The sequence below is a fragment of the Actinoallomurus sp. CA-142502 genome, assembly GCF_050936355.1.
GTDB classification, from domain to species: domain Bacteria; phylum Actinomycetota; class Actinomycetes; order Streptosporangiales; family Streptosporangiaceae; genus Actinoallomurus; species Actinoallomurus iriomotensis.
In genome coordinates this window covers 2,203,526-2,215,456 of the sequence record NZ_JBNJMY010000001.1, presented here as the reverse complement: position 1 = coordinate 2,215,456, position 11,931 = coordinate 2,203,526, and the positions used below count along the sequence as shown (strand labels likewise).

Genomic DNA, 11,931 nt, shown 5'->3' with positions numbered 1-11,931 from the left:
TTTGGGATCCGTGGTCATCTGGGGTGTTGTGACTGGGGGATCTGTCCACCGTGGTGGGGTGGCGTGGGCGTCGGCCCGCGGGGGCTGGGGGTGGAGGGTGCCTCGCGTCGCCTGGGCGCCTTACCTGAATTGACACATAGGAGTCAGAAGCCTAACGGAGGGTGGGCTTAGGACCCGGCGTACCAGCCGGGCATCTCGGATAAGGCACACGCCGGATGTGGGGAGGTGCGGCTTAGGGCGAATGTGGACGTTGTCGGAGCACCACCAGGAGGACACCATGCATCCCGAGATCGTCCAGGCCCTGATGAACGAGCGTGTCCGTGAGGCCCACGGGACCGCCGCGGTCTGGCGGCGGCGCGGCCGCGTTCGCCGCCCCCGCGTCCTGTCCCGTTATCCACGGCTACGCCCGACCTGGACCGCTAAGACGGCATAAACACCCTCATGACTGGCATGCTGTGGAGCGTGCGCGCACATGAGGTGAGTCCCGCCTTCGTGGGCCGGGAGGCCGAGCTCGCCACGCTGGCCGACGCTTTCGACCGTGCCCGCGCCGGCGCTCCCGGCGCCGTCCTGCTCGGCGGCGAGGCGGGCGGCGGCAAGACCCGCCTGGTCGGCGAGTTCACCGACCGCGTGCGCGGCGACGCGCACGTCCTCGTCGGCGGCTGCCTCGAACTCAGCACGGCCGGTTTCCCGTACGCGCCGTTCACCGCGGCGCTGCGCCAGCTCGTACGGGAGGCCGGCGCCGCGGAGATCGCCGCGCTGATGCCACGAGACGGCGCCCGCGACCTGGCCCGGCTGCTCCCCGAGTTCGGCGAACCGCCCGCCGACCGCGACCCGGACAGCGCGCGGGCCCGGCTGTTCGAACAGATGCTCGCGCTGCTCGAACGCCTGGCCGAACGCCGTCCCCTCATCCTCGTCATCGAGGACGCGCACTGGGCGGACCGCTCGACCCGGGACCTGCTGGTCTTCCTCCTCCGCAACCTGCTGCACACCGCCGTCCTGGTGCTCGTCACGTTCCGCTCCGACGAGCTGCACCGCGGCCATCCGATGCGGCCGGTGATCGCCGAGCTCGAACGGATCGAAGGCGTCATACGGCTCGACCTGCCCCGTCTGACCCGGACCGAGACGGCCGCCCAGCTCGCCGGCATCCTCGGCCACGCGCCGGAGCCCAAGGTCGTCGAGATGGTGTACGAACGCAGCTCCGGCATCCCGCTGCTCGTCGAGGCCACCGCCGAACATCCCGCCTCCGGGATGCCCCAGTCCGTACGTGACCTGGTGCTGGCCGACGTCAACCGGCTGCCCGAGAACACCCAGGACCTGCTGCGTCTCGCCAGCGCCGCCGGTGTGCGGTTCGGGCACGCGCTGCTCGTCGAGGTCTCGGGCCTGGACGACACGGCCCTGTCGTCGGCGCTGCGGCCCGCGGTCGACGCGAACGTCCTCATCGCCGACGCGCAGGCGTACGCCTTCCGGCACGCGCTGATCTGGGAGGCGATCCACGACGACCTGCTGCCCGGCGAGCACGGCCGCGCGCACCGCCGGTTCGCCGAGGCGCTGGAGGACGATCCGTCCCTGAGCCTGGCCGGCCGCCCCACCGTCGAGATCACGATGCACTGGGCCCGCGCGCACGACCACGAACGCGCGCTGCCCGCCGCCTGGCGGGCGGCGCGGGAGTCGGCCTCCGCGTTCGCCTACGCCGAGCAGCTCCAGCTCCTCGAACGCGTACTGGAGCTGTGGGACCGCGTGCCCGACGCCGAGGAGCGGATCGGCACCGACTGCGTCGACGTGCTCCAGCGCGCGGCGCAGGCCGCCGGCGCGTGCGGCGAGCCCGAGCGTGGTCTGGCGTTCGTCCGCGCCGCCCTCGCCGACCTCGACGAGCGGACCGACCCCGAACGCGTCGCGCTGCTGCTCCGCCGGCGCGCCTCGCTCACCCTCGGGCTGGGCCGTGCGGGCGCCCTGGAGGACCTGCGCCGTGCGCAGAGCCTGGTGCCGGAGGCCTCGATCGCGCGGGCGGAGGTGCTGGCCCTGCTGGGCGGCACGCTGGTGCTGCTCGGCCGCCACGACGAGGCCCGCCCGATCAGCGAGGAGACGCTCGCGCTGGCGGACCGGTTCGACGACGACTGCATCGCGGCGGACGCCCTGAACAACCTCTCCATCGCCGAGTCGGTCTCCGGCCGGTTCGACGCGGCGCTGGCCCTGCTGGAGACCGCACGTACGCGGGCCGAACACGTCCACGACGGCGGGTCGGTGCTGCGGTCGATGGTGAACACGGCCGACGCCCTGGAGGCGAACGGCCGGTCCGAGGCGGCGATCGAGACGGCGCAGCGGGCGCTGTCGCGGGCCGAGGCGCTCGGGCAGGCCCGTACGAAGGGAATGCACGCCGCGAACAACCTGGCGGAGGCGCAGATCTCCCTCGGCCGCTGGGACGACGCGATCGAGACGTTCGAGCGGGCCGTGGAGCTCGCACCGACGCCCGGCGTGCGCGGCCAGCACCTGCTCAACCGCGGCCAGATCGCCGTCGCCCGCGGCGAGAGCGACGTCGCGGCCCGGATCGTCGCGGAGCTGCGGGCGCTGTACGCGGTCGACGACCCGTACCCGCAGCAGGTGCTGCCGCTGGCCAGCCTGGTCATCGAGTGGCGGCTGGCCGAGGGCGACGTGCCGGGCGCGATCGAGGCCACGAGGCTCGCCATCGCCGAGCACGACCTGACCCGGGACGCGCGGCACACCTGGCCGGTCCTCGTCGCGGGAATGCGGGCGTGCGCCGAGCGGCGGGACGACGCCCTCGCGGGCGAGCTGCGCGCCATCGCCGCGGCGACCGCCGCGTACGGCCCGGTGATGGAGGCACGGCGCGCCGTGCTCACCGCCGAGTCCGCGCGGGTCGGCGGCGGCGCCGACCGGTCCTCGTGGGACGCGGTCGCGGCGGCCTGGGAGGCGCTGAACCATCCGTATCCGCTGGCGTACGCGCTGGCGCGCTCGGCCGAGGCCGCGGTGGCCGACGGCGGGCGGGAGGAGGCGTCATCGCTGCTCGGCCGGGCCGCGTCGCTCGCCGACCGGCTCGGCGCCCGCCCGCTGCGCGCCGAGATCGATCGGCTGGCGCGGCGTTCGCGGCTGACCGTGGCGGGCTCGGCGGCGAGCCGGCCGGGCCTGGGCCTGACCCCACGCGAGCAGGAGGTGCTGCGCCTGGTCGCGGAGGGGCGCAGCAACCGCGACATCGCCGAGGAACTGTTCATCTCGGCGAAGACGGCGAGCGTGCACGTGTCCAACATCCTCGGCAAGCTCGGCGTGGCCAGCCGGGGCGAGGCCGCCGCCACCGCCCACCGCATGCGCCTCGCCTAGGTGTACTGACCCGTGAGGTTGGGCACGCGGCTGGCGGGTGGGAGGCCGCCGAGTGCGGTGTGGCCGCGGTGGTGATTGTAGGTGTGCAGCCATTGCGGTAGCGCTTGGCGGCGTTCGGTTTCGGTCTGGTAGGGGCGGGCGTAGGCCCATTCGTCGAGCAGGGTGCGGTTGAAGCGTTCGACTTTGCCGTTGGTCTGGGGCCGGTAGGCGCGGGTGCGTTTGGGTGTGATGCCGGCTGCGGTGAGGGTGTTGCGCCATAGGTGGGAGCGGTAGCAGGAGCCGTTGAGTTCCTAATGGATGTCAAGCGGGTGGGGTCGTAGCGTGGGCGGTGGACGGGCCGGTCGACGGAGCGCGTTGCGACTCCTTTCTTCGCCGGCCCGTTCCTGATGATTTGGAGTGGTGGGGGTAGGTGGTGCGCCGGGCTGCTCGAAGGTCGGCGGGGATGGTGTATCGCTCGGCGATGATGGTGCGGGCTTGAGGCGCGTCGATGGGTCGGCCGTCGGGGTCGTGCAGGGTGTAGTGCTCGCCACGGCGCCAGCAGGCGGCGATCCGGGTGAGCAGCGTGGTCGCGATGTGGCAGAGCGCGGAGTTGTGGTGTTTGCCTTCGGTGACCATGAGCCGGTGGTATTTCGCGGCGAGGCTGGGATCGGCGCGGCGGGCGTGTTCGGCGGCCATGAACAAGGCTTCGCGCAGGCAGGCATCGCCGGCCTTGGTCAGGCCGCTGTGGTGGCCGTTGACGCCGGATGAGTCCAGACGCGGGACCAGGCCGCTGAAGGCACGGACCCCGGCCAGTGAGGTGAAGCGGTTGGGGTCGCCGAGCCGGCCGAGGATCTGGGCGCCCAGGATCGGGCCGATACCGGGCACAGACCGCAAGATGCCGTCGGGGTCGGCACGAGCGAACAACACGGCGATGCGCTCGTCGAGTTCCTTGACCTCCTGGGTGATGGCCAGCGCGAGCCGGGCTTCGATGGCGATGTCATCGGCCAGGTCGGGATACTCCAGGTCTGTTTCCCAGAGCTGGAGTGTCGCCGCGGCAGCGGCCAGCAGTTCCTCGGCTTTGGCTTCGGTCCAGGCGCCACGGGAATGACGATGCAGGAAGCGGGCCAGGCGGGCTCGGCCTAGGTGTGCTGTCCGGACAGGTTGGTGACGCGGCTGGCTGGGGTTTGGCCGCCGATGCCGGTGTGGGGTCGGTGGTAGTTGTACCAGTCCAGCCAGTCGATGAGGACGGTTTGGCGTTCGGTTTCTGAGGTGTAGGGCTGGTGGTAGGCCCATTCCTCGGTCAGGGTGCGGTGGAATCGTTCGACCTTGCCGTTGGTCTGGGGCCGGTAGGGCCGGGTCCAGCGAGGGCTGATGCCCAGTTCGTCGCAGATGGTGCGCCAGGTGGTCTTGGTGTAGGCCCAGGCGTTGTCGGTCAGGACCCGTTGGATGGTGATGCCGCGGGCGGCGAACCACGCGGTGGCGCGGACGAGGAAGGCGGCGCAGGTGGCGGCGGTCTCGTCGGTGAGGGTTTCGGTGTAGGCCAGGCGGGAGTGGTCGTCCAGGGCGGTGTGCAGGTACAGGTAGCCGATGCCGGCACGTCGCTGGTTTTTGCGGCCGGCGGCGCGGCCCAGGGTCTTGTGTCCGCCGCCGTCGGGGATGCGGCCGAGTTTCTTGACGTCGATGTGGACCAGGTCGCCGGGGCGTTGGCGTTCGTAGCGGCGGATGGGTTCGCCGGTGGCGCGGTCACAGACCGCCAGGGGTGGCAGGCCGTGGCGGGTCAGGATGCGGTGAGCGGTGGAGGGCGCGATGCCGGTGCGGGCGGCCAGCCGGAGCGGGCCGATGCGGTGCGCCCGGCGCAGCGCGACCACGTGTGCCTCGATTTGTGGTGGGGTTCGGCGCGGGCTGTGGTGCGGGCGGCTGGAGCGGTCATGCATGCCGGCGGCGCCCAGTTGCCGGTAGCGGGTGGCCCAGCGTGCGGCGGTGGTGTGGCTGACGCCGAAGCGTTCGGCGGCCCGGCGTAGTGGCCAGCCGTCCTCAACGATGCACTGGGCCAGGCGCAGGCGGCCGGTCGGGGTCAGCGGGGCATTACGGTGGGGCATGAGGGCCTCCTGGACGTCGGTGCAGATGTCGCAATCCACACCGAAACCAGAAGGCCCTCCCCTTGTTCAAGAACCACCCAGGGCGTGTCGCCTGTCACCAACGTCCCCGGACAGCACACCTAGGCGCTGCACGGTGTGCGGGCAGGCGTAACCGGCGGCCAGGAATTTCAGCGGAGTCTTGTTGGCCAGGTCACTGCCCAAAGCGGCGTGCCATTCCGGTCCGAGGATCTCCAGCAGTGCATCCAGGCGGGCGAGAGTCGCGGTGCGTCGGCGCACAAGTGTGGAGCGGAGCTTGACGGCCCGGCGTAGCGGGTCTCCGGGGCCGAGCCCTTCCTCGGTGTGCAGTCCTTCGGGGTGCAGTAGCGGCAGGCGGGCCAGAATTCGTGAGTCCAGCCGGTCGGATTTGGTGTGTTTGCTGTAGTAGGCGCGCAGGTCCGCGGACCGTTCGGGCGGCACCATCACCACCGCAGCGCCACGGCGGCGAAACCACGCTGCCAGCGGCACCCATGCGTTGCGGGTGGGTTCCATGATCACCGTCACCATCGCCGGGTCGGTCCCGGCCGGCAGCAACGCCCACAGCCGTTCTAAATCTGTGGCCGTGGTGCGGAACCGACGGCCTGACCATGCGAACTCCCCACGTTCGTCAGCCAGGCTGGCTTGGTGAGCCGCCCGGCAGGCGATGTCGATTCCCAGCCGTAGTCGCAAATCCCTGGCTCCTGTCTCGTTGGTGGCCCGGTGGACAGACCAGCGATGCCGACACCGAGGAGGGCGCAGTACCAGACATTCACCAACAGGGATCCGCCCGACCGGACGCAGCCCTGCCGGGCGGTCGCCGGGTTCCTAACAGGACACGCGACCTTCCGGCGTGGGCCCCGCTCGCCCCACGATCAACAGGCAAGGAACACCAGGCTCCAATCGGTCAGCAATGGTGACGAGCGGGCGCCGGTCACCCCCGATCCTCACGCCACCGGCCGGACGAGGTGAGCACCTTGGGGACACCACCGAGTTTGAATGTCGGTGATTACGCGGGTGACGGTGATTCCCGCGGCGGTGAAGAACGTTTGGGCTCGTTGCCAGAAGGCGGTGGCGGTTTCCTTGGTCTCGTTGGGGAGGATTTCGGTGTAGGCCAGGCGGGAGTGGTCATCGACGGCGTTGTGCAGGTAGCCGTAGCCCAGGTTGGGGCGGCCGCCGGCCTTCCGGGAGCGGGAGGGGTCGCGGTGCGCGGAGCTGTTGCGTCCGCCGGTGGCACGTCCGTGGATCTTGTGGCCGCCGCCGTCGGGGATGTTGCCGAGTTTCTTGATGTCGACGTGGACGAGGTCACCGGGTGCGGGATGTTCATAGCGGCGGATCACCCGGCCGGTGGCCCGATCCAGGTGGGTCAGGCGTGCCAGGTGGTAGCGGGTCAGGACCCGGTGCACGGTGGCGGGGTTCAGGCCGAGCAGGTAGGCGATGCGGGCGGGCCCCCACCGCCGCAGAACGCGGACCTTGATGATGCGGCGTTCGGTTCGGGCGGGCGTGCGTCGCGGGCTGGTGTGCGGGCGGCTGGAGCGGTCGGTCATCCCGGCGGGACCGTGCCGGCGGTAGCGGGCGGCCCAACGCCGGGCGGTGGTGACCGCGACCTGGAAACGCTCGGCCGCACGACGCAACGGCCAGCCCTCATCGACGACACACCGGGCCAGGCGCAGCCTGCCGGTCTCGGTCAACGGGGCATTACGGTGAGGCATGAGGGTCTCCGCTGGTTCGGGGTTGATGTCGCAATCCACACCGAACCGGGAGACCCTCCCTCATTCCAAGATCATCGCCCCGTGTCGCCCGTACTCAACCTCTGTGGTCAGTACAACTAGGGCGGACGTTACGGTCGCCCGTACGAACCGGAAGCCGAGTAGGGGTGGCGATGCATCCGTTCCGTCAGGCCGTCGAGGCGCGCGACCTCGCCGCGATCGAGCCGCTCTTCGCCGAGAACGCCGTGTTCAACAGTCCGGTCGCGCACCGGCCGTACACCGGCCGGGCGATCACGGCGGCGATCGTACGCGGCGCCGCCCGGGTGTTCGAGGACTTCCGCTACGTACGGGAGATCACGGGCGTGGACGGCCGCGACCACGCCCTCGTCTTCCGGGCGACGGTGAACGGCAGGGAGGTCCACGGCTGCGACTTCCTGCACCTGGACGACGACGGCCTCATCGACGAGATGACGGTCATGGTGCGGCCGCTGTCGGGTCTGAACGCGCTCGCCGAGGCGATGGGCGCCCAGTTCGACCGCATCGCGCGGGAGGCGGCGGGTGCCTGAACGGCGCGCTACTCCGGGACGCGCGCCACGCAGAAGACGGTCTGGCCGAACGGCGGCCGGATCACCTTCTCGATGGCCCGGGTGGTCGGCACGACCGTACGGTCGTAGATCTTGACCAGCTTCGGGTCGGGGTAGCCGGCGCCGCCGCGGCGGACCGCCGCCCACCAGGCGATGCCGCCGAGGAAGTTGATCGGCTTGAGCGTGTCGATGTTGAGCCCCGCGCCCGTGACCGTGGCCCGGAGCGTCTTCGGGGTGTAGCGGGTGACATGGCCGACCTTGCGGTCGAAGTCGCCGTAGAGCTGCATGTAGCCCGGCACCCAGATCACGATGCGGCCGCCGGGCTCCACCACGGCGGCGAGGTCCTTCAGCGCCTGGACGTCGTCCTTGATGTGCTCCAGGACGTTCATCATGACGACCGTGTCGACCTTGCGCTTGATCTTGATCTCGGCGGGCAGCGCGAGGTCGAGCACCTCGACGTCGTCCCGTCCGGCATAGCGCTTGTTGAGCTGCTCGACGCAGTAGGAGTCGTTGTCGCTGACGACGAGGTAGTCGAGCCGGCCGGCGAACTGCTCGGAGAAGTGACCGAGCCCGGAGCCGACCTCCAGCAGCGACTTTCCGACGTGCGGTGCGACCATGTCGTACTCGTACTGCCGGTAGTTGCGGGCCTCGTCACCGCCGAGGTGGTTCTCCAGCTGTCCCTCACCGGCGGCGGGCTGGTGCTCGCCGTCGAACGTCTCCGGGGTGTCCCGGCGGCTGCCGAGCAGCCCGAGGAGCGTGCTGGCGACGGAATTCTTCTTGGCCTCTGGCATGCGATCACTCGCTGATGTCGACGATTTCGTTGGCCCCGGCAACGGCAACGGGCGCGCGTCAGTCTATCCACAGCGAGCACCCCCGCCGTACGAGTCGCGCGAGTCCGCCCCTCCCTGGAAGGTTCCTGACGATTCCCAGCGAACTCCCATAGTTCTCCATCTCGCCTCTGAACGGCGTCGGGTTCAGTGGGAGGCGTCGACCAAGAAGGGACACGAGGGTGAACAAGAAAATTCTCGGTGGCGTCTCCGCTCTGGCCATCGGCGTGGTGGGCACCGGTGTCTACCTCGCGGTCCCGGCCTCCGCGGGCTCTCCGCAGGTCCAGCCCGCGGCGGCGACCGGCAAGCCCAGGGCGAACGCCAAGCAGCGTCAGCAGGCCCGCAAGGCGATGCGCCGCCGCGCCGGCGTGCACGGCGAGGCGACGGTTCGTACCAAGAAGAACGGGTTCGTCCAGGTGACCTGGCAGCGCGGCGTGCTCACCGCCAAGAGCGGGAGCGGCTTCACCGTCCGCAGCCTCGACGGCACGACCTGGCAGTGGCGGACGGCCAAGGGCACGAAGTTCCACAAGGACGGCCAGAAGGCCGACCTGTCCAAGCTGGCCGTGAACGACTTCGTCCTCGTCTACGGCCGGGCCGGGGCGGGCGACAGCCGTACCGCGAACCGGGTCTTCGCTCCGAAGAAGGTGCCGGCCAAGGCCACCCAGTCGCCCACGCCGCAGCACGGCTAGAAGCGCGGCGACGTCCCCGGCGACCGGTCGCCGGGGACGTCACGCGCTTCCGTCAGGCACGATGATGGGACCCGATGGACAGTCCACGCGTACTCGTCGTTGACGACGAACCGAACATCCGCGACCTCGTGGAGGTCGCGCTGCGTTTCCACGGCTTCGAGGTGACCACGGCCGCGACGGGCGAGGAGGCGCTGACGCGTGCGCGCGACGACGGGCCCCGGCTCATCGTGCTCGACGTCATGCTGCCCGACCTCGACGGTTTCGAGGTGTGCCGGCGGCTGCGGGGGCGCGGCGACGAGACGCCCGTCATCTTCCTCACCGCGCGGGACACCCCGACCGACACCGTCACCGGCCTGACGCTGGGCGGCGACGACTACGTCACCAAGCCGTTCTCGGTGGACGCCCTGGTCGCGCGGGTCCGCGCGGTGCTGCGGCGCTCCGGGCGTGAGCCGGTCGAGGAGATCCTCCGCGTGGCCGACCTGGAGCTGGACGAGGCCCGCTGGACCGTACGCCGGGCGGGCGCGGAGATCGAGCTGTCGCCCACGGAGTTCCGCCTGCTGGCCTACCTCATGCACAACCACGGACGGGTCCTGACGCGTGCCCAGCTCCTGGAGAACGTCTGGGGCTGGGAGCACTCGTCCTCCTCCCCCGTCGTCGAGACCTACGTCAGCTACCTGCGCCGCAAGATCGGCGCGGACCTGATCCACACGCAGCGCGGTGTCGGGTACGCGCTGCGGCCCCCGTCATGAGGTCCCGGTGAGGTCGCTCAACGCACGCCTGATGGCGGGCATGCTGGCGATCACCGCGATCGGCATGGTGCTGATGGCGCTGATCAGTACGGCGGCGCTGCGCGGCTACCTCATGCACCGGGTCGACGGGCAGCTCCAGGCGGTGCGGAAGAAGCCCGCCCTGGCGCGGGTGGGTGACAGCGTGGCCCCGGCGCGCTACATCATCCTCAACATGGCGCCGGACGGGACCGTGCGCGCGGTCAGCGGCGACGACCCCGACCCCTCGGCGGCGCTCGAACAGGCCCGGCGCATGGGCCCGGGGGTCTTCTTCGACGAGGCGGCGGGCGGCCGGACGTTCGCGATGGGCGGCATGCGCGCGGTCGCCCGGGTGGGCCCGCGCGGCCACGCCACCATCGTCGTCGCCCCGCTCGGGGAGATCCGCGCGTCGCTGGCCTGGCTGATCGTCACCGAGTTGCTGACGAGCGCGGTCATCCTCGGCGTGCTGGCGCTGCTCGGGCGCTGGCTGATCCGGCGCGGGCTCGCCCCGCTGTCGCGGATGGCCACCACGGCGCACGCGATCGCGAGCGGCGGCGACCTGCGCGCCCGCATGGAGGAGTCGCCGTCGGAGGTGGGCCGGCTGGCCGGCGCGATCAACGTGATGCTGGGCCGGATCGAGCAGGCCTTCGTGGCGCGGGTGCGCTCGGAGGCGAAGGTGCGGGAGTTCGCCGCGGACGCCTCGCACGAGCTGCGCACCCCGCTGACGACCATCCGCGGTTACTCCGAGCTGTACGAGCAGGGCGCGGTCGACGCCGATGAGGCGATGCGCCGGATCTCGGCGGAGTCCGAGCGGATGCGGCGGCTGGTCGAGGAACTACTGGAGCTGGCCCGGCTCGACAAGGGCTCCGCGCTGACGCGGGAACACGTCGACCTGGCCGCCCTCGCCCGCGACGCGGTCGCCGACGCCACGGCCGTGGAGCCGGAACGGCCGCTGACGCTGGCGGCTCCCGCGCACCTGACCGTCCTGGCCGACGAGGGCCGGATCCGCCAGGTGCTCGCCAACCTGCTGGCCAACGTGCGCGCGCACACTCCGGCCGGGACGCCCGCGACCGTACGGCTGGCCGAGCACACCGGTTCGGTCGTCATCGAGGTGGCCGACGAGGGCCCGGGAATGGCGCCGGAGGAGGCGGCACGGGCGTTCGACCGGTTCCACCACGCGTCCGGCGGCGACGGCAGCGGGCTCGGGCTGGCGATCGTGGCCGCGATCGCGGCCGCGCACGGCGGACGAGCGATGCTGCGGTCCTCACCCGGCGCCGGGACCGGCGTCCGCGTCGAGCTCCCGCGCGGCGGGCAGGTGCTCGAAGGCGTAGTAGAGCGCGGTCAGCCCGAAGAGGATCAGCGCGGCCAGCGGTGACAGGAACCCGATCAGTGTCGTGACGACGTAGGCGACGAACCCGATGCCGAACCTCGGGATCGACCGGCGTACCGTCTCCGTCTCCAGCCGCGCGTCGAGCATGCCCCGGCGGTGGCCGGCGTACCACCAGATCGCGGAGAAGCAGATCGACATCGCGATCATCAGCAGGCCGTACGCGACCATGATGGTCGTGGCGTCGCCGCCGCGCATGTGCTCGCCCAGTTCGTCGCCGACCACCTCGGTCAGGAACGGCACCGCCGCCACGAACATGAGCAGCAGCAGGTTGAGCACGAGCAGCAGGCGGTCGACCCGGACGATGTGGTTGAACAGCGTGTGGTGGTTCAGCCACATGATGCCGATGCTCAGGAAGCTCACCACGTACGCCAGGTAGGCGGGCCAGATCTCCAGGAGCCGGTGCGCCAGCGGCCCCTCGCCGCCGGGCACCTTCAGCTCCAGCGCGAGCAGCGTGATCGCCACGGCGAACACGCCGTCGCCGAAGGCCTCGGCCCGTTTCCCATCCATGTGGGCAGTTTGTCGCATGGCCTGGCTACTGGCGGGTAGAA

At 71.1% G+C, this 11,931-nt stretch carries 10 protein-coding genes and 2 pseudogenes; 5 read left to right on the top strand and 7 right to left on the bottom strand.

Annotated features, from left to right (window positions below; translation table 11 throughout):
* The first annotated feature begins 441 nt into the window (after window positions 1-441).
* A complete protein-coding gene (locus ACQEV1_RS10835) occupies window positions 442-3,330 on the top strand; it encodes an ATP-binding protein (protein WP_285620320.1) in 2,889 nt (962 codons plus the stop codon).
* Here ACQEV1_RS10835 and ACQEV1_RS10830 read toward each other — a convergent pair.
* From ACQEV1_RS10830 to ACQEV1_RS10810, 5 genes and pseudogenes are all read right to left on the bottom strand, one after another.
* Window positions 3,327-3,614 (bottom strand): annotated as a pseudogene (locus ACQEV1_RS10830) (integrase core domain-containing protein); the annotation flags it as partial. The gene ACQEV1_RS10835 and the pseudogene ACQEV1_RS10830 sit on opposite strands and share 4 nt — an antisense overlap.
* Window positions 3,615-3,630: 16 nt before the next feature.
* The gene (locus ACQEV1_RS10825; protein ID WP_433393411.1) at window positions 3,631-4,194 is read right to left on the bottom strand and encodes a transposase; all 564 of its coding nucleotides are present in this window, start codon (window positions 4,192-4,194) and stop codon (window positions 3,631-3,633) included.
* 254 nt (window positions 4,195-4,448) lie between these two features.
* On the bottom strand, window positions 4,449-5,408 hold the full coding sequence (locus ACQEV1_RS10820; protein WP_433393274.1) for an IS481 family transposase: 960 nt from the start codon (window positions 5,406-5,408) through the stop codon (window positions 4,449-4,451).
* A 66-nt stretch (window positions 5,409-5,474) separates the two neighbouring features.
* Window positions 5,475-6,113, bottom strand: coding sequence for an IS110 family transposase (locus tag ACQEV1_RS10815; RefSeq protein ID WP_433393409.1), 639 nt, complete (start codon window positions 6,111-6,113; stop codon window positions 5,475-5,477).
* A 308-nt stretch (window positions 6,114-6,421) separates the two neighbouring features.
* Window positions 6,422-7,132 (bottom strand): annotated as a pseudogene (locus ACQEV1_RS10810) (helix-turn-helix domain-containing protein); the annotation flags it as partial.
* Between the two features lie 170 nt (window positions 7,133-7,302).
* Between ACQEV1_RS10810 and ACQEV1_RS10805 the strand changes: the two are divergent.
* Window positions 7,303-7,695, top strand: a complete 393-nt coding sequence (locus ACQEV1_RS10805; RefSeq protein ID WP_285620322.1) for a nuclear transport factor 2 family protein — start codon at window positions 7,303-7,305, stop codon at window positions 7,693-7,695.
* Window positions 7,696-7,703: 8 nt separating this feature from the next.
* On the opposite strand, the gene ACQEV1_RS10800 is transcribed toward ACQEV1_RS10805, so the two are convergent.
* Window positions 7,704-8,504: a class I SAM-dependent methyltransferase gene (locus tag ACQEV1_RS10800; RefSeq protein WP_285620324.1), complete on the bottom strand. Its 801-nt coding sequence runs from the start codon at window positions 8,502-8,504 to the stop codon at window positions 7,704-7,706.
* 218 nt (window positions 8,505-8,722) lie between these two features.
* Between ACQEV1_RS10800 and ACQEV1_RS10795 the strand changes: the two genes are divergently transcribed.
* The 3 genes from ACQEV1_RS10795 (at window position 8,723) to ACQEV1_RS10785 (ending at window position 11,368) form a co-directional block, all read left to right on the top strand.
* Window positions 8,723-9,229 carry a hypothetical protein gene (locus ACQEV1_RS10795; RefSeq protein WP_433393406.1) on the top strand — a complete coding sequence of 169 codons (507 nt, stop codon included), beginning with the start codon at window positions 8,723-8,725 and terminating at the stop codon, window positions 9,227-9,229.
* 74 nt (window positions 9,230-9,303) lie between these two features.
* Window positions 9,304-9,978: a response regulator transcription factor gene (locus ACQEV1_RS10790; RefSeq protein WP_285620328.1), complete on the top strand. Its 675-nt coding sequence runs from the start codon at window positions 9,304-9,306 to the stop codon at window positions 9,976-9,978.
* A gap of 7 nt (window positions 9,979-9,985) precedes the next feature.
* Window positions 9,986-11,368, top strand: a complete 1,383-nt coding sequence (locus tag ACQEV1_RS10785) for a sensor histidine kinase (protein WP_433393404.1) — start codon at window positions 9,986-9,988, stop codon at window positions 11,366-11,368.
* Here the strand turns inward: ACQEV1_RS10785 and ACQEV1_RS10780 are convergent.
* The gene (locus tag ACQEV1_RS10780) at window positions 11,258-11,890 is read right to left on the bottom strand and encodes a TMEM175 family protein (RefSeq protein WP_433393402.1); all 633 of its coding nucleotides are present in this window, start codon (window positions 11,888-11,890) and stop codon (window positions 11,258-11,260) included. The genes ACQEV1_RS10785 and ACQEV1_RS10780 overlap by 111 nt on opposite strands.
* Window positions 11,891-11,931: the final 41 nt, after the last annotated feature.

Excerpts from the sequence above, each read along its gene's own strand:
- ACQEV1_RS10805 (WP_285620322.1), top strand. The coding sequence starts at position 7,303 with ATGCATCCGTTCCGTCAGGCCGTCGAGGCGCGCGACCTCGCCGCGATC.
- ACQEV1_RS10800 (WP_285620324.1), bottom strand. The coding sequence starts at position 8,504 with ATGCCAGAGGCCAAGAAGAATTCCGTCGCCAGCACGCTCCTCGGGCTG.
- ACQEV1_RS10780 (WP_433393402.1), bottom strand. The coding sequence starts at position 11,890 with ATGGATGGGAAACGGGCCGAGGCCTTCGGCGACGGCGTGTTCGCCGTG.
- ACQEV1_RS10835 (WP_285620320.1), top strand. The coding sequence starts at position 442 with ATGACTGGCATGCTGTGGAGCGTGCGCGCACATGAGGTGAGTCCCGCC.
- ACQEV1_RS10820 (WP_433393274.1), bottom strand. The coding sequence starts at position 5,408 with ATGCCCCACCGTAATGCCCCGCTGACCCCGACCGGCCGCCTGCGCCTG.
- ACQEV1_RS10790 (WP_285620328.1), top strand. The coding sequence starts at position 9,304 with ATGGACAGTCCACGCGTACTCGTCGTTGACGACGAACCGAACATCCGC.